Raw genomic sequence first — 20,789 nt, 5'->3', positions numbered from 1 at the left:
AAGAATTAGCCTGAAATTAAAAGGTCTGACTCCAATTGAATATCGGAATCAGACCTATATGCCTCGTGTTTAACTGTCCAACTTTCTGGGGTCAGTACAACCCGAGGCCCCTGTATGCTAGTCACACACAGCGTAGCCTCTTGCCTGCTTAAATGCAAGGAGAAGAAGGCCATGAAAATGCCGAACCAACCCATTGTTTTGTGCATATTAATAGTTTGTTTAACGCTGTTGATATTCACCTGGCTCACACGAAACTCGCTTTGCGAGTTGCGGATGAAAGACGGAACAAGGGAGGTATTTGCTATCCTGGCCTACGAATCCGGTAAGTAGCTGACAAAGAGGGGGGCAACCCCCCTCTTTTCAGGGTGTGGATTAGTATGCCATCGGCACCTTTTGAAAGGGTTCCTCTAAAGCGGAGGAACCCTTTTTTCTTTTAGTGAAAAGATTGTGGTTAGTAACGTTATGCAGGGTAAGCGTTCATATCAGCGGGCCACCAGCCATCTTTCATTCCCATCATGAAATTGCGGTTCATTGTGCCCACAAACACTCAGCTGGGCACCGTTCCGCTTCATGCAGGTCCGGTGCATCTTCATTTTCAGACGCTAAGCTGATCGGGGTGCATCGTGGAGCAGTGATGCCAGAGGGAGAAATTGCAACCGTGAAATCAAAACTTATCATTCGGCTACCGGGCAGTGGTACTCACCTGGCAGAGCATGTATTTATATCCGGGCCTGGCTGATGCAGCCCTTCATACCTTCTGCTTCTCAAGGACACGGCGGAGTTTTTTTACCTGGGACGCAGTGGAAAGTGTGCCGGTTCTGGGATGGCATGCGCTTGCCTTTTCATCAGGTTTAAGCTCATAGGCTAATGCCAGATCGTTCAGAGCCGCCTCAGCTTTCAGCAGGGCCTCAATGGCCGTGTTCAGGTATACAGTTCGGCTCTCATGGTTCATCAGTATTGTCCTCACAAGGGTAAAATGACAGGCGATACCTGCCGTTTACCCTTTGTCTCCGTTAAGAATGGCATTACGGCAGGCTTCCCAGATAACCTGGGCATTAGCATCACACTCCACGAACCCGCCGCACTGATCGTATATCACCTGGTATACCTCTGGGGGAATCTTCCCAGGCGCAACCGGAGTTGAGCGTTTGCCTTTATGAATCTCATCTGCGGTATCACAGACAGCGTCGAGATGCCGCGACATCCACTCAGATAATTTCAGACCCTCTCGATTTGCCTGTTTTACATAGCGAACCTTTCTGGAAACCGTAGATCGCATCTGAATCTGTGTCACAGCTGGCACATCTTCTTTCATGGCATTCTGTAATGCAGCTTTGGGCTTTTTCATGTTCATGGTTGCTTTAAATTATTCTGGAGTTCGTCTGTTATAAATGCTGCCGTGATCTGTCAGCGTCGCTTAAATAGTTTATCGCCTTCCGCCAGTTCGCCGTTGAGCTGTTCAATCACACTCCAGATGAGCCGATCATCCGGCGTTGAGCCTGCACACTCTTTCACGACCGCCACGGGTCTAAATTCTTCAGGGTCTGCCTGCCCGGAGGTGAAGAGCCTGCTCTCAACCCAGTGGGCCCCCTCTGTGCAGCAGTGGCAACTGGTTTCAGGTGGTTCATCCAGACCGTCCACTCCACAGGCTGAGCAGGTGAACAGTTTGCGAGACCCACCAGCCAGTGGCGTATCGCAAGCTGCTGGAAGTGCGCCAGCATTGCGCCAGTAAAGCACATGATTTGAATCGTAGCAGTGTCCATGAAGCAGAAGCGAAACGCCGCAACTGCGAGTTTCAATGGCTTTGCCTGTGCCAAGGTATTGCCCGATTTCGTCCCATACGTCCACTAAGGTGTCAGGCAGCGGACGCGTAACAGGGAACTTAGCGCAGTCGTCCGGGGTGCCTTTAATGCAGCAGAGGGCCGAATACGCAAGCTCCTGCATTTCGTAGGAGTACTGACCACATACCACGCGTTCCAGTTTGTCGATTAGTTGTTCTTTATTCATCATACTTAGCCTTATTAAACAAATTCATTACACCACTGGCACCATCTGGGCAGGAGCAGACTGCGGCCCGGTAGTAGAGCCGCAGGGGGTGTCGCTGGACTAACAGGCGCTCAGTGAGTCCCGCACTTCCTCATGACTGGTCATATTCAGAAGAAGCTTTCCAGGGCAGCGTGGTTCCGCCTGTGAACGGGTGACGTCTTCATTGAGTGCCTGGATATGAGCAGATTCAACGGTCCTACGCTGTACGACATGGTTGCTAAGGTTGAATTCGCACTGGAGCCTTCTGGCATCAGAATCCGCGTTCATTGCAATGCGTTCATCAAAGCGGCGGTTCATTCGCAGAGCCTCTTCGTGAGCTGCATCAACAAGGGTGCGTCTGGTGACATAGTCGTTACCAGCAAAAAACGATAGCTGAGCGTGTTCCGAAGAGTAGTCGGAGCTTCCCTTACAACGGGCAATCGCGGCTTCAGAGTGCAGGATTAATGAACTCAACCGTGAACAGACGTCATTGATGGTGCCTGTTTTCAGACAGTCGTGGATAAGTGTCCAGGCGGAAATGCTCAGCGGGCGGCTGGTGGTCACATAGGGATTGTAATGATCAACCGTTACGATTGTACGCAGTGAATGAAGCGATTCGGACTGCGTACGTAAGTCACGGCGAACAGTAGATGCCACCGAGGCAACATCTTTACATTCTTTGTCGGACATCGAGTCCAGTACGCGGATCTCCACCTCTGCCGCCTTTGAGGCGATATGCGCACTAATCTCCCCCTTAAGACGTTTGTAGTCAGCCTTGAAGCTTCCCACGCTGTCAATATCGATCCAGTAACCACAGCTGTAACCAGCATTACCAAACTCGTCATCTTTCTCATAGTTCGGACAGCCGTCATTGCTCCAGCCAGCTTTTTCCAGCAGCTCGTCAATAGCGACCAGCTCAGCCATTGGTGCATGTTCGATAATGAAATAATGGACACGGCCCCAGGCATATGCGCGTGAACGGCCATCAACAGAAGTATCAGAAGTCGTCTGACGGGAAAGTTTCATGAGGTACTCCAGTTCTGCCCGGTACCGCCGGGGCGGTGGTGCGAAAGCCGCACCATGAATGACACTATGATCCTCCTGACTTCTATTGTCAATACAATTGAAGCGGCGTTTTATTTATTCATTATTTGGACCCGGCTCGTACGGAACGACCGTCGGGACTTGCCGATCTTTCTACGGTGAGCAGGGGAAGGGAACATCCCAACGCTTGTTTCCAGATGTGCAGCCTGGGAGGGCGCAGAATGCCTGACAGAATCATCGTGCAGCGGTGGCGAAAGACCCGACAAACGGGAAAAGCATCCTTTTATTCCAAATCCAACCTCAGCTTTTAATTACGCCAGTACGTTTCCTAAACATGCCAAATCGGTCTCTTATACGCCCGGATGGGCCCGATGAAAACGATAAAATGAGAAAAAGAACCCGACACATCGCTGCTCTCTGGGAAAGCCGGTCAGCAGATGGAGCGCCAGAAACTAAATCCGCTGGTTTTAATAATGATTGAGGAGAACAAGATGAAAGATAACAAGACACGTCCTGTAGACTCGTATGCTCATGCTGATTTCATGGAGTCCGTCTTCAGCAACCTCAGGGCTTTCTGTGATGCGGAATGCCAGCGGCTAACTGCCGGTTATCCCCCAACTGTCAAACCAGAACAGCAAAGCACTGACGGCCAGCTGTCGGCGGCATAAAGCATTACCTGCCAGTTCGTTCAAATTTCTGCTTCCTTAAGCCCGGGCCAAAAGCCCGGCTCAATCCAAAAACTGAACGTACCAGTTTACCTCTATATCTCCTGAATCCCCTGCGACTTACAAGAGACCCGCACCGGTTTAGCCATTCCTGTCCTGCCACTCTCCCATCACTGGCCCAGACAACCGGAAAAGTAACTTTTCTCTCTGAGTCACCTTCTGAACCAGTTATTTTGCTTAAACGTAAAAACGGCCCACTGTTGTGAAGATTTAAAACGGACGGATCGAGTAGTATTGCCTCAGGAAAATTTTTAAAAAAAGTTACTTTTTCTTCTCCGCAACCTATTAGGAAAAATGTCGAACCTGGTATTGTTGTGTTGTAGCGCAGTTAAACAACCAACCAAAAAAGAGAACAAAAATGTCCGCAATCGAAACTGAAGTAAAAAACAACAGCAACGAAATCAGCCTTCGTGGTTACCTGGAACGCACTGGTAACGGTGCCCGTAAAGGCAACGGCCTTATCATTGACCCTTCGGTTGTTGTAGAGCAGGAAGGCTTTAACACCCGCACGGCCGGTATGGGCGAGCTCTACTATTCAATGCCTCACGTTGTGGAACACCTGAACAGCCTGGCCGATGCCTACATGGAAGACCCGTTCAGCGTGACGCCTATCGTTGTTCAGATGGTTAATGGCGTACCTGTACTGCGTCAGGGGGCTTGCCGTATCCGTTCCATCGCTATTGCAAACCGCCAGCTGGAAGCAGAAGGGCGTGAACGCATTACTCGTATTCGCTGCGAAGAGTTTCGCGGTAGCGCTTCAAAAGCAGAACTCTTCACCCTGACCGGCAACTCCAACCTGGCGCTGTCTGTCGTAGCTGAAGCGCTTTCAATTAAGCGTCTGGTTGAAGATAAAGAAGAGCCTAAGACCTTTGCGGAACTGGCAAAAAAACGTGGTAAATCAGAGCAGCATCTTCGCCAGATGGTTCGCGTACTGGACCTGCCTTCTGAACTACAGACCATGCTTGTGAGCGATCAGGTGAGCATGTACGTTGCACTGGACGAGTATATGTACAGCGGTGAGGATGCGGTAGATAACATCAACAAAGCGATCTCCATCTATGGCAAGGCGACGAAAAACACGCTGAAATTCGTCAAAGCTGCCAAGGTAGAAGAGCGCATGGCAGATCCGCAGACTCCGGAAAACATCGGTGCTGAGCAACCGGCAGATGATACTACCGATAACACCCCGGTACCGGATCAACTGAACGATGAAAGCAATACGGAGACGCTGGATACGCCACCGGTACAGGAACCGGCTCCAGCTCCAAAGGACAGCGCTCCTAAACAGAACCCGGCAGGTAAAGCACCTTCCATGTCCAGCGTTCTGAACAAAAAGACTGTGACCGTCATTGCAGACACCGCGATCCCGATTTTTGAACGTATTGCTGAAGAAGCCAAGCTTAAAGAAGGTGAATCTGTCAGTACTGATACTTACACGCTTGTTCTGACCAATGATGAAATGAACGATATCATCAACGCTCATGCTGACCTGAAAGAGTACCTGCGTAAGCATGCTGATAAGATGAACAAGGGACAGTCATGATTTTCTGACCGACCCCTCCATCCGGACGGGTCGGTAACTTTTTCAGGACAAGGGGAAACAGGGCAATGAAGAAGGCTGTTATCAACGTAGACAAAACTAACCCACTGCCAGTCCTGACGGATTCGGTGACCCGGGTAAGTATTCAGTGCACGGCAAAAGATGAAAACGGGGCAGGGATCGAAGTGAATATACTCGACCTGATTCAGGATCATGATACGGCTGAAGTGAAAGTGCAGTTTGGGAGCTCGCCTGTTCAGGCTCTGGCGATGCTCCGCCGGGTTATGACAGCACTGGAAAAGCAGGCAAACGCAGAACTGAATACAAACCACTATTCGCGTATGCAGTGATCTACTCTGGCAATTTCATCCATGCTGCCTCTGATCTGTCAATCGCGGGCGAAACCTCAGGATGAATAACGCTGATGTTAGCAGCTGGTGGAACAAACAGACTTAAATGGAAAATTGCAGTGAGTAAAACAATGCGTAACGTTGTTGCGGGTTACATTCAGCCGCTAAGCGGTTCCCGGACACTATGCTAAGCGTGGTCAGACGAAAGCTCAGCAGTATCGTCGACATGCAGGAGACCGTCAGACAGTCCTCACAAATGCTTGAGTCTGATGCAGCCATATTCCTGAAACGCGCCATAGTTGCGAGGATGCTTCAAAAAATAAAATATCAGGATAGTGAAGTTTTAAAAGACTGCCTTGGCGATTTTTTTATTTATGAACAACGTGAAAAATTGCGCCGACTTGGCGTGATTACTAACTGGGGGATTAATAAAACAGCAGACGGGAAGAATAATAAGTTGTGATAACTCAGTAAATATTAATTTAAAAAGCGTCTTCAGAAATAGAAAAAATGCAAATTATATTGCTACGGGTTATTAGCCGCTGAGGCTGTTTACATATAATACTTCTAAACAGGAGGTATTATGAAAAAACAACTGGCGTACGCTTCAAACTGTTCTGACAGTCTTTATTCGTATATTTATCGCACTCTGCAAAAACGGGCTGGTGATGAGAATGAAAGCCTTTATCAGCAGGCCATTTCCCGCTGCCGTACAGCTAAACAAAAAAAGAAACTGGCCGGGTATTATGCCGGTCCATGGCAGCTGCTTTTCAACGCGTGGTGTAACAATCGCGTCCCTAACACAGCGGTGCTGGCTCTTCTACTCCAGCAGTGCTTATCTCATTTCCAGTGCGAAGAAGTGATCGCAGCCTGGCAGTAACCCTATCAAGCCCCTTCGTATAGCGGAGGGGCAGGAGATATCTCATGTACAGAAACGACAGAAACGTGGATTCCTTCAACCTGGTTAATGCTCTTCAGCCGGTCTTTCGTAACACCGGCTGTGGGATATTTGAATACGATCGTAAAAAGCAGAATGAAACCGCTGATTCAATCTTACGAGCGTTGGCGTTAAATGCCGATTTCGCGAGGGCCTTAAAACAGTACGTCCGGATTAATTCTGTACGACGGGTTGTTCAGTTCGATGACGGCTCGGTTCGCTATGGTATTCATGCCGAATTTGAAGGGCATGATAAAATTAATTCCTTCCGTATTTTTAAAGATGAAGATACAGACGCATTTGACTCCTATTTTTATTTGGTTTGCGATAATAAAGCTGAGCTGGTGGATTTTAAAATGAACTCTCTCGATATTCAATTACAGGCTGTTTTTGAAAAAGTGACAGGTATTTATCTGTCACATTAAATATTCAAATTTTCAATCCTCGGGCTGATAGACAAAAAACGCACTTTAGAATAAAGATGAGATGAATATGAAAAACGTAAATATTTTGACTACCGATATCGCGGCCATTAATGCTCTTTCTGGCGTAGAACTGACGGACTTTCTCACTGCCGGGTATCAGGTAAACTGGTCAGGAGAAAGGGAGGTTTCGCTGGTGGGCTTTCCGTGTTTAGCAAGCAACAAGCAGCCGGTAGAAGTTGGTCCCGGTATTTTCATTAATCGCGTGTACAGCAAAGACAGCCAGTCTCTGTGCGGGAAATTGCGCTATGACCTGTCTAATGGTCTGGCATCCGGCGCATTTTCATTTTTCTCCCATTCAGGCTGGTATGGGGGATTCCGTGTCGTATCCTTCCGTGACAACGGGCCAGCTGCGTTGATCAACATTGGCATTGTCCATGAAAATGTTTTGAATGCGTTTTGTGCTGACTTCCCCCGGGCCAATGTGAGCGTAAACCGTTTTCATTGTGGCATGACGCTTGAGCAGATCCGCATGTTCATTTCAGACACCGCTTACGATATGCCGCTTTATAACAACGAGTCTGACTTTCGCAGGCTCGCCAGTTAGCATGGAGACTGGCTTCAGTGCTTACGCCTAAAAACCAATGAGCGAAGTGGCGGAACCGGTTGGCTTCGCCCAGTTGGCGTGAGCGATTAGTTCTATACGGGAAGAAGTCATAGTATTCTGAAATGATAGTTATCTCATACGAACGATAGTAATGGAGTTTCTTAATGGGCGTTGATATCTGCTGGCGATTTCAAAGGGAAGAAAAGCCTGGTAAATGGATTAATTTATCAAGCAATTATAAAGGGGACCGATCATATCTCCACTTTGCCTGGCTCGGATTTGATGTAGATCGTGAAAGGGCGAGCACATCAGCAGTTTTTATCCACGCATTACGCGGATTACCTGATGATATACCGTCCGAAGATGATGATTTATTCGGTGAACATTCATACTCATGGCTGACTTCGGAAGAAATTTTGTCAGCCATACCACCCGATAACGCCGGAGAGGTGATCCAGGAATTTGTCGAAGAAGTAAAGCGTCTCCACGTGGAGAACGGCAGCGTCCGTTTCGTCTTTGGATTTGAAGGGTAACCCGTAAGAAAGTAGCTATCTTACCCGGCTAGGTCTCCAATCTCTCAGATGCTCAAAGAGGGCCGGGCATGGTGCCCACACATCCCCTACCATTCCGATTTGATATTCGTCTAATACACCCTTTAAAGAAAACAAGCAGACGGCAATGAGACGTCGGATTAGCGTCAGCAAATATGAGACGTCAGTAGTCGATGTTTGTCCTGCGGAACGTGAATCTGTTTACAGGGGGTAAAGCCGTACCATCCATGAGGGCTCAGAGAGCCGGGGTCTCCTCCAGATCACTGGAAGTTATTGACTCTGGCAGGCCTATCCCTATGACTTTTTCCCGGATGGCAAATTAAGATCGAACAGGGCCAAATTAGTACTCTTTTCTAAACGGAAATACTGAATCACCCTGATATAACTGGTCTCTCACAAGACAGGAGATCATCAATGGAACGTGTAATATTTTCAGTAATCTTTTTTATGATGCTGGGCGTACCTTTTTACCTTCTTTATAAAATTGCCCGGGACATTTTTGGGACCGCCGGTGCTGGTGAGCCTGCACAATTGCCTCAGGGCAAGCAAAGACGCTCAGGAGGCGCTGGTTCGGGTTCGATCTGGCAAGGACACCATCTACAGGGGAGCAGCCATTTGAACCCCCTCGGAGGTGATTGTAATGGTGAAAATAGCATAGCTGGTGGTTGTGATGGTGGCGGTGGAGGAGGAGGAGGAGGAGGTGGTGGTGGTGACTGATAGCCTGCAATTTTAACTATCAGGATGAAACCCATGTCCAGCAACCGGAAAAAGAATTCATATCAACCGAAAAGCCCTGCCTTAAAGTGAAGCGTATTAAACGTGAAGGATGCTGAATTAGAGGGTATCGGTTTTATACTGAAGCGTAACTGGAAGAAGGATCTGAAATTAACTATTACGGAAAAGTAACTTTCTGACTCACCACGTACGCCCCTCGGTTATGCCATACAGTTTGATACGAAAACAGATCAGTAAGTAGATTGCTATACGCCGGAGAGAAGTCTATTTTTCATACACCGAACCTGTTTGGCCTGCAATGGAAGCAGGTATAATAATCACATACAAAGGAGGGCATTATGAATAAATTTTTATACGTGCTTTTGGCCTGGATTGTTGTGCTTTTTATCGCCAACAAACTGCTCGCAAGACGTAAGCCCAAGACGGTTAAAATCCTGGTACAGCGCAACGGGAAAGCCGCAGAGGTTGATGCTGTAGTGGTTCAGGGTTCAAAGAGAGCTAACAACAGTTCTGTTGCGGACAGCGACGCGGTAGATAGTTATTTTGAAATGAATCCTTACTCCCGCGAAAACCAGTCGAATGGTTGGGCTATGCTGGCCAGAGACGATGACCAGCTTAAATAATCAGTTGAGTGTGATGTGTAAAGCAGCTTAAAACTCTAAATGGACGAACAGGGGAGGTGACAAAGATGACAACCAATACAACAACGACCACCTACCGCTCAGAAGAAATCGTGCCGTTCAGACGGCCCAAAGGGGATCTGGATAGTCGGTATATGCCTCAGGTGTATGCAATGGTGCGGAACTGGGCAAGTAACCCTGCTCAATATGGTGAGGGTGTACTGGCCTCCTACCGCCAACCGGCAGTAAACCTTGCCTACCAGGTAAAAGGAACTCGTGTTGTTTTAATTCTGGTACCAGTAGAGTGCGAGCCACCTGGAGTGATAATGACGGAAACAGTCCTGTGGCCGTCACTATCACTTGTAGAAGTCTTGCAGACCTTGCAGGAGGCCTGGCAAAATATTCCGGCGTTAAACCCCTGACGACTTCTGTCAATATCACCGGCTAGTGATTTACCTCTCTGCTGGTGGTCAGCCCGCCTAAGTTCAAATTATCTCTTTCTAAATTAGCCCGGATAAAAATCGGTCCCTCTAAAATAGCCTGCCCTGAGTAGGCTACGTCATACAAAGCGTTGGCCAGTCACCAGCTGGCTGGTGGCCATAATGCTCCACAGGATAAACCGTATCAGAACTACGCAAAGAAAAAGCCCCAACAATTTACCGATGGGGCCTTTTGCAGACATTTTACAGCCTTACCAATGATAGAGCGCTAAGGCTTCTGCTTAGTGAACAGACTTGCCCACAGATAATGGATAAAGTTGAGCAGAATGTATGTTACTCGTTGCTCGAATTTCATCGGGGCTTTGTACTTTGTCGTTATGTTGTGAATATGAGTAAGGTCCGTATAGAGCCCTGGCGACTTCCTTGTTGACTTCAACACCGAACAGATGTGCTGAACAGACTCCGGTGTGAACAACCGTAGCCCTCGTCGTTGTTTGACTTTATGGATAAAATCGTCCATCCCCATACATAACCATTCCGGCTTGATGCTATCAAACTTACAACGTCCGTTTATGATGACGACATTGATACATTCCAGTTCTCTAGCCTTAAGAGCAGACTGAATAGCCCTGATGTGCCCCTGGTTTTGCTTAAACGGGTTCTGCAACTTGAGGGTTCGGGACTGAGTCCATTTCCGCCAGTGGCTTTCCTCCAGAGTACCGTAGAGCTTGCCTACGTAGTTTTTCTGCTCTATGACGTATATACCATGTGGGGCTACGAGAATGTGATCAACCTGAGTAGTGCTATGAGCCGACAACTGAAAGGTGAGATCACTAAGTAGCCCCTGAGCTTCTTCAGGAAGCCCAGATTCAATTGCCTTTGCAGTCCGCCGTTCCGCTATGGCAGAGGTCATAAAACCCAACAGACACAGCAACACGACGAAAATAAGGATAATGAAAGCTACCCCCGTAATGCTCCACAGCAGATTGAAAGCATCCATGTTACCTCACAGAGGGGTAGCTGGTGGCATTAACAGATTCTACCAAGCGGGTAGTGGTACCGGTAAGGCTCTCAATATTTGAAGACAGGCTCATCAGCATGCCGAGTGCAGAACGGAGATTACGATGAGGCTCATTGTAGTTTTTGAACGTGTCAGTGGAGTACATTTTTGAAAGACGTGTACGGATCTCTACTGACGTAAGATCTCCATCCACCAGGCCGTACTTAACTGCCTGAGGTGTTGGCCATACACGGCCTGAATAGAGAGAAACAGCATCGGCATCATGACGCGAGAGAAGCTTTTTACCCCGTCCAAGTTCAACATCAGTTATAAATTTTTCATGCATCGTGTTCAGGATCTCCTTCTGCATGAACTCCCTCGTTGAATCGGACAATGGGTGGAAGGGGTCAAGAGCATCTTTGAACTCACCGGCCGTAAGGGGCTCATTCTTGACGCCTACTGTGCTCATGATCTCTGACAGATTCCAGTGGTCCATACGCACACCGATAGAACCGATCAGGGCATTACTGTCGGCATAAATTGCATCAGCGGGCGATACCGCGTAATAGCATGCGGATGCGCATATGCCTTTCACACTAACGATGATTGGTTTATATGAGTCTGCGATATCAGAGAAAAAACGACCGGTACCGCTGGAGAGTACTTCGAGGGAGTTTTGCTTCGACCGTGCTTCATCGCCACGTTCTGTGCTCCCGGTTTTGTTACTCTTGTCAGCGGCTACAGATGAAAGAGAGCAACCGGCATCTGATACGCGTTCAATCTGTGGCTGGTGGTTTTTAAGCGCGTTTATCTGGCGGTAAATAATGATGGCGTCAGAGGGACCACCACCACCTGACTCTGCCTCGATAATAACTGCTTTGGCATGGGGATTATTGTAAGCTTTGGCAAGAGCTGTTGCGATCACTGTTCCATCGCCCGTTTCCGAGCCGGTACCCATCTCGCCAGAAATCCGTATTACAGCTATATGGTCTTTCTTCCCTTCAGCGTCCTGCCATTGTTCGTAAAGATTGTAGAAAGAAAACCCTACAGCGGTCATGGCAATTAGCGACATAGCAACTTTTGCCGTGGTATGAATGCGAAACATCTTATAAAAACGGTCAGCGTTATCATTGAGCGATTCTTTGATATTTGTAGGGGACTTCCTTTTTTTACTGCTTAACATCTGACCACCTTTACATGAGTTTTTGAAAGTTAGACCACAAGCGATTCAATGCAATTCCCAGTATCAATAAAGCGACTGGTGGGAAAAGTTGAGCGATATTGTTAAATAGTGACATATTCGGCATGACCAGGTAGACCATCGTTAAAGCACTGATCACCCAAAATGCTCGAAACCAAATACGATAAAACTGAACTGTAACCTTACCAAATACGTACCTCTTCAATTTCCACTGGTACATTCCATCTGCTAGCATGGCAAATAGATAGGGCAGAAAAACGATTAGCCACCCCAGGATTAAGTTCCACCGGAAAATGGACTGATAAAGTAAGAGGGGTATGTTTTTGGCCATAGTGTAATTAATAGAGGTAAATTTTTCAGCAACAATGTTAATACCTCTGGCTGGTTTTTTGGTGTCAGGGATCAGAATAGTATTCAGATAGTCAATTAACTTATAGTCATGTACCAACCAATTTAAAGTCGCTTCACTATTTGCAATAACAGACTTCCAACGGTCATTTGATATGATGGACCGGCTTGCATTAACCTCCTGAGTAATCTGATATTTGAGCTCCTCAGTATTCTGGAAAGCCAGGCTGTAACCAAAATAAATGACCATGCCAAAAAAAAGCATTGTTCTGAGCACTGCTGCTCTGCTTGTATTATCCGCAGCCATTGCTTTCCCTCCATTCACGAAAAAGAGCTAGCCTCTGATCGTGATTGCAATAGTTGTTACGCCACATCGTCGGGATACCCAGGAGCCAGTGGTACTGTTTAGGTATGATTTGGTCGATGAGGCTTAACTCCGCCAGTTCTTTATGCTCTGCGCTTTTCCACTCGATCTGTCCCACATCAGGAACAAATACAGCGGTCCTTACTTTTGCGGCCTGGCGGGAAAATTCTATAAAGTTGATGCCCCACGGCGTCCAGTATCTGTACTGCTCGTTTAGGCCGATGTTAAACACCGGCAGAGAAAGAGTTGAGTCGGCAAAAGCCGAAATCACATTTTTGCAGACTCTTGGACTATCTATTTTTTCCTGTTCGGTTTTGAGATGAGTCAGCAGTGCACGGTCAATAATGCTGTTAAAGGTGTTTGTATAAAGGCCATTAGGGTCAGGAAGCCGATCTATGGCAGTAATGATTTTAAATTTTAACCGAGAAAGAAAGGGAGAGTCCTCAATAGTAACTATATGACTATGTGTTGTTTCTGGATGAATCTGGGGTTTGATGCGCTGTACTTGTTTAAAAGAGACACTACCTGGCAAATTAATGAATGCGCCCACCGTGCGTGTCAAATCGACGAAATAAGGCAAAAGATAACAACCAAGCATACGGGCATTCTTCTTTACAAGATCACACCGTTCGTCATTGTTATCGAAAGAAATACGGAAACTAACGAATTTACGTTCAGGACCTTCGCTGGTGGTCAGCGATTGAATCCATTCATGGCATGAACCTTGTGGTACCGACCAGTAGCTGGTTTCACGGTCCCCAAAGGGATCAGTCGTGATCAACTCTCCCTTTAAAAGGAAAAGCTCAGACAGGGTATTTGCCATGGAGAATAGGGAATCGATATCGTTGCTCTGACAAAATTTTCCCAAATGATGAAACGCGTTTTTTTCTATCTTAGTTAGCCGATCTCGAACTTCCTGAGAATCTGCGTACTTTAAACCCAAAGACTGAAAGCGCCTTTTTACGAGCGAGCGACATTTGCTGACTTTTAGTGCAGAGCTTAAAATTTGCTGGCGCGTCAGGACAATTTTTTCATCCATCAATGAAACTTCCTTAGAAATTTATTAAGATTTTTGATATCGAGATTTTGACGCAAAGTAACTTTTCCGGCCTTCTTGAAAAGCATTTCCGACAGAGTTGTGTTTGGCTTCATTTGTTTCTCAGCAACAGCAATAGGGATTTGGCCTACAACCTTCCTGCCATCTTGAAGCCTGGCAACTATGTGAAACATAGGGACCTGACCCAAGAGATCCTTTGGAATACTCTCTTCTAAAGTTGTCTGCTTTCTTTCTGAGATTGAACCTGAGAAGTTATTATGCGGCAAAGATGTTTCTGAACCGGTCGTATAAGTGACCATATTTGTGCTTATCGCACTCTTACCAAAGTTCTCTACAACAAGCGTCTGAGTAGGAGTATCGTTGACTCGCAAGCTTATATAATTGTTGCAGAGCCCCGTAATTCGATTGGCAGTTTCAACACTTGCCGCAGCAATAAAGTCGGAGATGGTTTGGGTGCAAATAAACAGTGCAATTTTCGCTGCACGACCCTGCGCCAGAAGGTTAATCATAGGGTTGTTAATGGCTGAGTGTGCCTCATCAACAAAAATACTTATCCTGGAATTAGCTGACATATCACCATCCTGAGCGTTGTAGCGACTACCGGCACAGGAGGTCAGATCTGACATTATTAATTGAGAAATAGCAGCTGCTGTATCGGGGTTTGAAAGGCCATCAAGCGAAATGTATAGCACCCCGCCAGTGCTGAACATCCCTTCGCTTGTTACAATTTCTCTTGATGATACTGAGTTCGGGTTAGGAGATAAAAGCTCATTTAAAGGTTTTTCAATGAGCATATCGAAAACAGGCATAATACCTGCGGTCATTTTAGCCATATGCTCTGGGTCGGACATTGAGTAATCAATAAGCTGGGAAACAGTATCTAACCAGTCTATTTGTTCGGACCCCTCGTAATTCATGAAATGAGCCGTAAACCATTCAGCGAGACGCTTGAAACGTACCGGCAAGGTTTCGTTAGCGACGTACTTAACTTTTTCGGTCCAGACATCGTAACCATAATATCTCGCGTAACATGACTCCATTACCTTGACTGTAAGATTCACAATAGACATGTGGCTTTTCATGTTCTTGTGAATCAGATAAATAGAAGGCTTTTTCTCTATGTAAGAAAGCCCGGAAATCACATTGGAAACGAGAGCCTTGGCATACTGAACGAATGGGTTAACCTCACCGGGAACTGTCACCAAGCTCAAAAGACGAGATGTTAGGTCAGAAACATTAGTATAGGTGTTGCAGACATCAATACAGACCGAAGATGCTGGCTGGCCAGGATGAAATTTATAGAAAGGAAGACCGAGGGTCTTAGCCTCTTCCATTAGAGATTCTCGCCACTCTGCATCGTTCTTTGGATCTATGACAACAACAACATGACCAAGATGAAGCATGCTAATGCTTAGTAAACGCTGTAGCACCGTTTTCCCGGTACCCACGTTTCCGGTTATCAGAGTATGACCAAACCAATTGTCTTCAGTTACAAATATGGGTTCCCTACGTTCCACAGCAAAAATTGCATTGCTGCCGCCCATCTTACGAGCCATTGCGTCAAAATGTCTCTTAATTGGGTTGAAGACGAATGGCAACTCGATCTCACGTTTATCACTGGAGAGGTTAGCTATTTGATATGCCCGATCCGCATGTTCCGGGCCCCACTCAAACCCATCACAAAAATAGGACTTTCGCTCGGGTATATCCTTATTTTTATTTTGATAATCCTGAACCAGTTGACGATACTTTCGCTCATTGGAGAAAAAGTTACTTTTGTTAATTACACGCAGTGAATCAAGACTAACGAACATGAAATGTCGCTTGAATACACGCCAATGAGCCATCAAGAATGGCGCTGCTGTTTTGCAACGATAAAGGCACAGCAAAAAAAGCAATATTGAGGTGAACAGAACTATTGGGGCGATGTCCAGTCCGTCTGAAGAAAGTCCCATATAAAGCATAGAAACCGAACAAATCAAAAGTATTGAGGCACTACGATACTCAAGAATAGGCCGATAAAAATTCTCTTGTGCATGGAGGTTAGTCCTCTTCGAATCTGACATTATAGGTTCCCAGCCTCTTTCAGGTTATTGATAATTCGTTCAATGTCCACTTTCGCCCGGTCTGATGCGGCCAGCAAAGTAGGCATGTTAAATGCATGGCATTTTGTATTGATCACAGCACCAGAATTAACGAGGTACTGAGGAAGCTTATTGAAAAGATCTTGAGCCTCTAACTGCGACCCAAATTTTTCCACGCAAGATTGGGTCAGATAGAGAGTATTAGGAGTACTTACCATAAATCTGTTTTTGCGCTTTCTTTTAAACGCCACCTCCATTTTGGACAGAATTTGATGCAGTACTGACGCAATTTCTACAAATTCAAGCTCTGTAACGTCACCTTCGCTTATAAGCGAGAATTCACCATTTTGGTCTGATTCAGTAGTTGCAAAGACTTTACTGTTCAGATTGTGACCAGAAACAGGTGATGCTGGTTTTTGTACTTCTGCTTTGTCCGATGATTTATTCCGGTTGCGCTTGGGATTTTGTTTTTCTACCGGTGCTGTTGGGGCGAACAGTCTGGCCAGTGCTGGCGAAAGATGATGCCCCTTAGCGTCTGTGGGCGCATGCTCTCCATTTGATTCTTCAAGTACAGGAGGTAAGGCGGGCTCTTCACTTGCCATCACACTGGTTGCGGCTGCTTCGGTCTGGGAATACACAACTTCAGCTGGTGGTGGGCAGTTACCCTCAGTATCTGGTTCTGAGTTTTCTTGTCCTACAGAAACATCCATAGAGCGTTCAATCGTACCCTGGGGATCAGCGTTCTGTTCTCGGTTAAGTTCTGGTAATTCTGACGGCTCGGGGAGAAGCTTTTCATTATGGACCGAAGAGCTTGTTGCACAACTACCGACTTCTGGCCGAGAAACACTAAGCTGTGTGAAATCGGTATAATCAATGATCTCATGCTCTTCATCTTCTTCCTCAAAAAGATGTTGATAATGTTCATATTCCACAGCCTCAGTTTTCAGCGGACCAGTCGCGGATGCACTATCGGTTCCATGATATTCCACGTCGCCAGAATGTTCTTCGACTGCATTTACACGTGGGGGAGGCAGCTCAAGCGTTTGCTTTGGACGTGGGGCAGAGTTTTCAACAGAAGACTCATCATTAATCACTAATGCCTGATACATAGAAGTATTGAAAAGTGACTTTAAAGTTGTTGGCCTTCTTGGCTCATGATAGGTGAGCTGGAACCCGGCGCAGTTATCGCCGAGCTGGACTAAACGCAGATCGTCAATGTCCCTTACTATCCACATTCCATCGAGAGAGCCTTCTCTGAATGTCAGTTGGAAATAGGGCTCTTCACTAAATGCTTTTTCATCTAATCCCGGCAGCAATGCCATAGTGGCATCTATGTTGAGGTAGGGGACAGCATCTACACACACTATATAGTCATTGGAAAGTGGAGCGCTTAAAAGGAGTTCATGAAGTTGGTTGACCAGGACATGGGATTCCGTGTCCTTTGCCGATTCATCTTCACTTTCTTCTATATCAGGAATGACAGGATCAGCTGCTTCCTCACCCTCAGATTTAACTATCTGCGTGTCATTATCAATTTCATTATCACTTTCGGCTTTCTTCTCAAAATCGTCGGATGAGCCTTCATTTTTCTTAGAATGTATATCAACATCAATAGAGGCAGTGGAGCGGCCTAAATCATTAACCTTAAGAACAGCCGTCTCAACAGTATCAGTAATTTTAGTTATAGCGTCCCGACCGGGCACTGGTCTTCTGTATTCAGTAACTGTTTTTTGCTCGTCAATGTAAATAAAGTCTTTATTGGCATTAACGCTAAAAAGACCCGGCACTGAGTCAGGGATTTTATAGGAATCAAAGATTAAACCAATCCACCTTAGCTTAAGAAGGTTATAGAATTCTAGTTTCCCTATCCCATTTCTAAAGATGTTTGATATTTCGTTTTCCGAATAGATACCCGGAATGAAGTAGTGAACGACACGCTCATCATCATAGGGCTCGACGTAACCACGTTGAACTAGGGATTCTACCAATACCGTCTTACCAGCCTCTCCCTGAGGAAAGTTATATTTATGTAATTCGAAATCATTGAGAACAAAATCAAGGAATGCGTTCTCGTTAAGGTATACCTCACCATTTACGATAATGATGTGCATAGGCTTAGCATTGTAATTGTTGATATTGATACTGGTAAAGTTGTGCTTGATGGTACTAATGGCCCTTGCTGCTGCATCATTAGAACGCAGACCCATGATAGGGTCACGTAAAACATTAAGGTCTGTACCAGTAGAATAGAAATCAGCGGTCCTCACGCATTTAGACAAAAAGTCATTCCCATCAGTATAAACGTTTAGGGCGGTGATCATTTTTGAATAAACACGTTCTTTATTTACCCGATCCAAAAATGCAAGACATACCGGGTTTAGGATTCGCTCAAGGAAAACGCTGGACCAGATATTATGTTGATTATGAATACGCTTTCGCCAGTGGATTTCGTATTCAACCACGTCATTTTCACGTGCCCAGTCAAGAAGACTTTGTGAGCTTGGCGTCCAAATGATCGGACTAGCTAAATTCAGGCTTACAATATCGAGATCGTAAACCTTTCCGGCATCATGGACTAAACCACAGATAAACGCAGCATAGAGATATACTTTTCTACGGACTACTTCTTCATCTTGATATCCGATTGGTCTCAGTTCTGAGTGATGCGCATTTTTTAAAGAGAGTATGGCCACTTCCAGGCTGTGAGAAAGTAACCCACCAATACCATTATGATGATGATTTTCGGAAGCTGGCAAAAGATGTATCCAGCGAACATATTCAACCAAGGGCTTTAATACTAAATTAGTAAATGTATATGCATCGTCCCTGATGTCGCTATCGCTGATAGCTAACATCATTGAAATTGAGTGCAGCTTTTCCCGATACAGAGACAGGATTGACTGTTCATTAAATGTCTGTATGCCCGTCGGACGAGTTGGATACTCGATGAATTTCAGGACTTCTGGATTTGGATGATCAGGAACAGTGTACTTCTGATCTCCTAGAATCTGCGCAAAAGGAGAGAGGCTTGATATATCCTCAATCATTACAGAGGTTGCATCATTCTCCTGAGATGAGAATATCCCCAAAATCCGTTTAATACATAAATACAGCGCCCTGAAATTCATCATCATACCTTATCGACGTTTGCCTGACAGTTCGGCTGCAATGTATGCCTGCACACTTTTATATTGCATTACTTTGGTGATGAACTCTGCTGGACTGTATGGCCCATCCTTACGGCGAGAAACATTCAGAGTCTTTTTCACATTCTCAACATATAAATTAATACTCTTTATAATGTTGTGAGACATAACCGGATAGTCGCTTACAGCCAGTAAACCCAATGAGTTGTACTCATACATTGTGTTCATGAGCTGGTTCATCTCGAAGATGTACTTGTAAAACCTCATGGTGTTGTGGTTATTGAAGTTGAGTTGTACTGGTTCAAAACTGAAAGGTACAAACTGAGTTGATGACATGAATGAGTCATTCTTGTCGAACTCAATTGACTTAATATAAGCAACAAGATTTTCTTTCATCTTATTGTTTTCTTCATGCAGCTCGTTGAACCAATCCTGAATAGCCTGAACAAGGTCAGGATGTTTAACTGCATCAACCGTTTTAAAGAGAGAGGAAATAGCGATACTCACATCATCAAAACCTCTGATGACTGCTCCATTTCTGGCAGTTAAAAACCGGTTAAAATCTGGGGTGCCGGGGTTAATAATAACTTTGGCCATACCCTGGTGCTCTGGTCTACGTTGAGTAGAAGTTTGAGCGTTTACGCCTTGCTTTTTATTTGAACCTTTTACCATTACATCTTTTGGTTCAATGTTAATACGCTCATTGTCCGTGATAATTGCGTCGGTCATTGTGCCACCTTAGTTTTTGAGTATTGACGGATTTTTCGTCCAAGTTCGATATATGCTGAATGATAGAGCTCAAGCATTTCTCTGTAAGGCTCCAGCAATGCTTCCGTTTCAGAAATCATTTCGTATTCCCAGCTGGCATGGTTTACAAAACAGTTCTTAGAATATTTTCCACTTTTCATTGGTTGCACCCGTTTTGACATGTGACTAGGCGCTCTTGTTTTATAAGGGCTGAACTGATGCCAAGTGATCGTTACTTTTCTGGCATTACCAATTAGCTCAACTTTTGGTGCGTAAGAACCCAGATACTCCCTCTTTGGAACTTTGCTATGTCGGGTAAGGTTAATCTCTTGGTGGTTTCGTTCCTTCCACTTGATCCAGTATTTTGTAATGAGATCTTCAGCCTCAACACGCAAACCTTCAATCTGAGCACGTAAATTTTTACGTGTTAGCTCTATAGAACTTATAAGATTCGAATTACTCATGACGCCTCCTGATGTGAAATTACTATACCGGAGGAAATTTCCGTTTTTTTTCACGAACAGAAGATTTTTGAATGCTCTTTGATGAGGGAATTGAACAGATGTAATGCACTCGCTGTTTCCCCCATTCGGGAGGGGCCTTCAGAAACAGTAACAGCGAGTTTAGCCTCACTTCCATCGCTACCCTCTAAAGTTACTTTTGAGGGAATGACCATTGTGGATTATTGCTTTTGATAATGTGCATTGCTCTATTAAAGTTATACATATATCTAGTGCCACTTTTCCAAAAAAAATGACCCTATGGAACTTTGTCCATAGTGACACTTTTATAAAAAGTGACCCTATGACGACATTACATAGGGTCACTTTTCAAACATAAGTGACC

25 protein-coding genes and 1 pseudogene are annotated in these 20,789 nt (G+C 45.6%); 14 read left to right on the top strand and 12 right to left on the bottom strand.

What is annotated here, in order from left to right; translation table 11 throughout:
* The 3 genes and pseudogenes from ACJHX7_RS24345 to ACJHX7_RS24335 form a co-directional block, all read left to right on the top strand.
* Positions 1–73 (top strand): IS3 family transposase (locus ACJHX7_RS24345; protein ID WP_213076888.1); only part of this gene is annotated, 73 nt, incomplete at its 5' end.
* A gap of 79 nt (positions 74–152) precedes the next feature.
* Positions 153–263: pseudogene (locus tag ACJHX7_RS24340) on the top strand (DUF5431 family protein); the annotation flags it as partial.
* Positions 211–330 carry a type I toxin-antitoxin system Hok family toxin gene (locus tag ACJHX7_RS24335; RefSeq protein WP_223165953.1) on the top strand — a complete coding sequence of 40 codons (120 nt, stop codon included), beginning with the start codon at positions 211–213 and terminating at the stop codon, positions 328–330. The pseudogene ACJHX7_RS24340 and the gene ACJHX7_RS24335, both read left to right, overlap by 53 nt.
* 418 nt (positions 331–748) lie before the next feature.
* Here ACJHX7_RS24335 and ACJHX7_RS24330 read toward each other — a convergent pair whose 3' ends face one another.
* The 4 genes from ACJHX7_RS24330 to ACJHX7_RS24315 all read right to left on the bottom strand — a co-directional run bounded on the left by ACJHX7_RS24330 (position 749) and on the right by ACJHX7_RS24315 (position 3,051).
* Entirely contained in the window at positions 749–952 is a 204-nt protein-coding gene (locus ACJHX7_RS24330; RefSeq protein ID WP_001015182.1) for a hypothetical protein, read from the bottom strand.
* Positions 953–997: 45 nt separating this feature from the next.
* Positions 998–1,348 (bottom strand): hypothetical protein, encoded by a 351-nt coding sequence (locus tag ACJHX7_RS24325; protein ID WP_000743060.1) that lies wholly within the window; start codon positions 1,346–1,348, stop codon positions 998–1,000.
* 59 nt (positions 1,349–1,407) lie between these two features.
* Entirely contained in the window at positions 1,408–2,007 is a 600-nt protein-coding gene (locus tag ACJHX7_RS24320; RefSeq protein WP_001031421.1) for a hypothetical protein, read from the bottom strand.
* Positions 2,008–2,106: 99 nt separating this feature from the next.
* Entirely contained in the window at positions 2,107–3,051 is a 945-nt protein-coding gene (locus ACJHX7_RS24315; RefSeq protein WP_000778030.1) for a DUF5417 domain-containing protein, read from the bottom strand.
* A gap of 509 nt (positions 3,052–3,560) precedes the next feature.
* Between ACJHX7_RS24315 and ACJHX7_RS24310 the strand changes: the two genes are divergently transcribed.
* The 11 genes from ACJHX7_RS24310 to ACJHX7_RS24260 all read left to right on the top strand — a co-directional run bounded on the left by ACJHX7_RS24310 (position 3,561) and on the right by ACJHX7_RS24260 (position 9,978).
* The gene (locus ACJHX7_RS24310; RefSeq protein WP_001371930.1) at positions 3,561–3,737 is read left to right on the top strand and encodes a hypothetical protein; all 177 of its coding nucleotides are present in this window, start codon (positions 3,561–3,563) and stop codon (positions 3,735–3,737) included.
* 415 nt (positions 3,738–4,152) lie between these two features.
* Positions 4,153–5,337, top strand: coding sequence for a hypothetical protein (locus tag ACJHX7_RS24305; RefSeq protein WP_001272970.1), 1,185 nt, complete (start codon positions 4,153–4,155; stop codon positions 5,335–5,337).
* 65 nt (positions 5,338–5,402) lie between these two features.
* A complete protein-coding gene (locus ACJHX7_RS24300; protein ID WP_000710431.1) occupies positions 5,403–5,684 on the top strand; it encodes a hypothetical protein in 282 nt (93 codons plus the stop codon).
* A 184-nt stretch (positions 5,685–5,868) separates the two neighbouring features.
* The gene (locus ACJHX7_RS24295) at positions 5,869–6,147 is read left to right on the top strand and encodes a hypothetical protein (RefSeq protein WP_000953953.1); all 279 of its coding nucleotides are present in this window, start codon (positions 5,869–5,871) and stop codon (positions 6,145–6,147) included.
* A 120-nt stretch (positions 6,148–6,267) separates the two neighbouring features.
* The gene (locus ACJHX7_RS24290; protein WP_000744346.1) at positions 6,268–6,564 is read left to right on the top strand and encodes a hypothetical protein; all 297 of its coding nucleotides are present in this window, start codon (positions 6,268–6,270) and stop codon (positions 6,562–6,564) included.
* A 44-nt stretch (positions 6,565–6,608) separates the two neighbouring features.
* Positions 6,609–7,046, top strand: a complete 438-nt coding sequence (locus ACJHX7_RS24285; protein ID WP_000286107.1) for a hypothetical protein — start codon at positions 6,609–6,611, stop codon at positions 7,044–7,046.
* A gap of 67 nt (positions 7,047–7,113) precedes the next feature.
* Positions 7,114–7,650 carry a hypothetical protein gene (locus tag ACJHX7_RS24280; RefSeq protein ID WP_000800252.1) on the top strand — a complete coding sequence of 179 codons (537 nt, stop codon included), beginning with the start codon at positions 7,114–7,116 and terminating at the stop codon, positions 7,648–7,650.
* 164 nt (positions 7,651–7,814) lie between these two features.
* The gene (locus ACJHX7_RS24275; protein ID WP_000537761.1) at positions 7,815–8,183 is read left to right on the top strand and encodes a hypothetical protein; all 369 of its coding nucleotides are present in this window, start codon (positions 7,815–7,817) and stop codon (positions 8,181–8,183) included.
* Between the two features lie 432 nt (positions 8,184–8,615).
* Positions 8,616–8,918 (top strand): hypothetical protein, encoded by a 303-nt coding sequence (locus ACJHX7_RS24270; RefSeq protein WP_000442694.1) that lies wholly within the window; start codon positions 8,616–8,618, stop codon positions 8,916–8,918.
* Between the two features lie 356 nt (positions 8,919–9,274).
* The gene (locus ACJHX7_RS24265; RefSeq protein ID WP_001032029.1) at positions 9,275–9,559 is read left to right on the top strand and encodes a hypothetical protein; all 285 of its coding nucleotides are present in this window, start codon (positions 9,275–9,277) and stop codon (positions 9,557–9,559) included.
* Between the two features lie 65 nt (positions 9,560–9,624).
* On the top strand, positions 9,625–9,978 hold the full coding sequence (locus tag ACJHX7_RS24260; RefSeq protein ID WP_000210769.1) for a hypothetical protein: 354 nt from the start codon (positions 9,625–9,627) through the stop codon (positions 9,976–9,978).
* A gap of 286 nt (positions 9,979–10,264) precedes the next feature.
* On the opposite strand, the gene ACJHX7_RS24255 is transcribed toward ACJHX7_RS24260, so the two are convergent.
* From ACJHX7_RS24255 to mobI, 8 genes are read right to left on the bottom strand one after another with little or no spacing between them, the layout of a single operon-like run.
* Positions 10,265–10,996: a nuclease-related domain-containing protein gene (locus tag ACJHX7_RS24255; RefSeq protein ID WP_410231718.1), complete on the bottom strand. Its 732-nt coding sequence runs from the start codon at positions 10,994–10,996 to the stop codon at positions 10,265–10,267.
* A gap of 1 nt (position 10,997) precedes the next feature.
* Positions 10,998–12,179, bottom strand: coding sequence for a S49 family peptidase (locus ACJHX7_RS24250; RefSeq protein ID WP_000952983.1), 1,182 nt, complete (start codon positions 12,177–12,179; stop codon positions 10,998–11,000).
* 10 nt (positions 12,180–12,189) lie between these two features.
* Positions 12,190–12,852 (bottom strand): DUF4400 domain-containing protein, encoded by a 663-nt coding sequence (locus ACJHX7_RS24245; RefSeq protein WP_000718549.1) that lies wholly within the window; start codon positions 12,850–12,852, stop codon positions 12,190–12,192.
* Positions 12,839–13,948 carry a hypothetical protein gene (locus tag ACJHX7_RS24240; RefSeq protein WP_046788496.1) on the bottom strand — a complete coding sequence of 370 codons (1,110 nt, stop codon included), beginning with the start codon at positions 13,946–13,948 and terminating at the stop codon, positions 12,839–12,841. Before ACJHX7_RS24240 ends, ACJHX7_RS24245 begins: the two co-directional genes overlap by 14 nt.
* Positions 13,948–16,032 carry a conjugative transfer system coupling protein TraD gene (gene traD, locus ACJHX7_RS24235; protein ID WP_046788497.1) on the bottom strand — a complete coding sequence of 695 codons (2,085 nt, stop codon included), beginning with the start codon at positions 16,030–16,032 and terminating at the stop codon, positions 13,948–13,950. Before traD ends, ACJHX7_RS24240 begins: the two co-directional genes overlap by 1 nt.
* Positions 16,032–19,178, bottom strand: coding sequence for a MobH family relaxase (mobH, locus tag ACJHX7_RS24230; RefSeq protein WP_001011151.1), 3,147 nt, complete (start codon positions 19,176–19,178; stop codon positions 16,032–16,034). The genes traD and mobH overlap by 1 nt, the downstream gene beginning before the upstream one ends.
* A gap of 9 nt (positions 19,179–19,187) precedes the next feature.
* Positions 19,188–19,925, bottom strand: a complete 738-nt coding sequence (locus ACJHX7_RS24225; protein WP_000128631.1) for a hypothetical protein — start codon at positions 19,923–19,925, stop codon at positions 19,188–19,190.
* Positions 19,922–20,407, bottom strand: coding sequence for a conjugative transfer protein MobI(A/C) (gene mobI / locus ACJHX7_RS24220; protein ID WP_000071885.1), 486 nt, complete (start codon positions 20,405–20,407; stop codon positions 19,922–19,924). Before mobI ends, ACJHX7_RS24225 begins: the two co-directional genes overlap by 4 nt.
* Between the last annotated feature and the right edge of the window lie 382 nt (positions 20,408–20,789).

Origin of the sequence: Escherichia sp. WS1451, assembly GCF_046487365.1 — a bacterium.
GTDB lineage: Bacteria > Pseudomonadota > Gammaproteobacteria > Enterobacterales > Enterobacteriaceae > Escherichia > Escherichia coli.
This window is presented reverse-complemented; position numbering and strand designations above follow the sequence as displayed.

Excerpts from the sequence above, each read along its gene's own strand:
- mobH (WP_001011151.1), bottom strand. The coding sequence starts at position 19,178 with ATGAATTTCAGGGCGCTGTATTTATGTATTAAACGGATTTTGGGGATA.
- ACJHX7_RS24280 (WP_000800252.1), top strand. The coding sequence starts at position 7,114 with ATGAAAAACGTAAATATTTTGACTACCGATATCGCGGCCATTAATGCT.
- ACJHX7_RS24315 (WP_000778030.1), bottom strand. The coding sequence starts at position 3,051 with ATGAAACTTTCCCGTCAGACGACTTCTGATACTTCTGTTGATGGCCGT.
- ACJHX7_RS24285 (WP_000286107.1), top strand. The coding sequence starts at position 6,609 with ATGTACAGAAACGACAGAAACGTGGATTCCTTCAACCTGGTTAATGCT.
- ACJHX7_RS24240 (WP_046788496.1), bottom strand. The coding sequence starts at position 13,948 with ATGGATGAAAAAATTGTCCTGACGCGCCAGCAAATTTTAAGCTCTGCA.
- traD (WP_046788497.1), bottom strand. The coding sequence starts at position 16,032 with ATGTCAGATTCGAAGAGGACTAACCTCCATGCACAAGAGAATTTTTAT.
- mobI (WP_000071885.1), bottom strand. The coding sequence starts at position 20,407 with ATGAGTAATTCGAATCTTATAAGTTCTATAGAGCTAACACGTAAAAAT.
- ACJHX7_RS24255 (WP_410231718.1), bottom strand. The coding sequence starts at position 10,996 with ATGGATGCTTTCAATCTGCTGTGGAGCATTACGGGGGTAGCTTTCATT.
- ACJHX7_RS24310 (WP_001371930.1), top strand. The coding sequence starts at position 3,561 with ATGAAAGATAACAAGACACGTCCTGTAGACTCGTATGCTCATGCTGAT.
- ACJHX7_RS24275 (WP_000537761.1), top strand. The coding sequence starts at position 7,815 with ATGGGCGTTGATATCTGCTGGCGATTTCAAAGGGAAGAAAAGCCTGGT.
- ACJHX7_RS24260 (WP_000210769.1), top strand. The coding sequence starts at position 9,625 with ATGACAACCAATACAACAACGACCACCTACCGCTCAGAAGAAATCGTG.
- ACJHX7_RS24250 (WP_000952983.1), bottom strand. The coding sequence starts at position 12,179 with ATGTTAAGCAGTAAAAAAAGGAAGTCCCCTACAAATATCAAAGAATCG.
- ACJHX7_RS24300 (WP_000710431.1), top strand. The coding sequence starts at position 5,403 with ATGAAGAAGGCTGTTATCAACGTAGACAAAACTAACCCACTGCCAGTC.
- ACJHX7_RS24320 (WP_001031421.1), bottom strand. The coding sequence starts at position 2,007 with ATGAATAAAGAACAACTAATCGACAAACTGGAACGCGTGGTATGTGGT.
- ACJHX7_RS24225 (WP_000128631.1), bottom strand. The coding sequence starts at position 19,925 with ATGACCGACGCAATTATCACGGACAATGAGCGTATTAACATTGAACCA.
- ACJHX7_RS24295 (WP_000953953.1), top strand. The coding sequence starts at position 5,869 with ATGCTAAGCGTGGTCAGACGAAAGCTCAGCAGTATCGTCGACATGCAG.
- ACJHX7_RS24245 (WP_000718549.1), bottom strand. The coding sequence starts at position 12,852 with ATGGCTGCGGATAATACAAGCAGAGCAGCAGTGCTCAGAACAATGCTT.
- ACJHX7_RS24270 (WP_000442694.1), top strand. The coding sequence starts at position 8,616 with ATGGAACGTGTAATATTTTCAGTAATCTTTTTTATGATGCTGGGCGTA.
- ACJHX7_RS24325 (WP_000743060.1), bottom strand. The coding sequence starts at position 1,348 with ATGAAAAAGCCCAAAGCTGCATTACAGAATGCCATGAAAGAAGATGTG.
- ACJHX7_RS24290 (WP_000744346.1), top strand. The coding sequence starts at position 6,268 with ATGAAAAAACAACTGGCGTACGCTTCAAACTGTTCTGACAGTCTTTAT.
- ACJHX7_RS24265 (WP_001032029.1), top strand. The coding sequence starts at position 9,275 with ATGAATAAATTTTTATACGTGCTTTTGGCCTGGATTGTTGTGCTTTTT.
- ACJHX7_RS24330 (WP_001015182.1), bottom strand. The coding sequence starts at position 952 with ATGAACCATGAGAGCCGAACTGTATACCTGAACACGGCCATTGAGGCC.
- ACJHX7_RS24305 (WP_001272970.1), top strand. The coding sequence starts at position 4,153 with ATGTCCGCAATCGAAACTGAAGTAAAAAACAACAGCAACGAAATCAGC.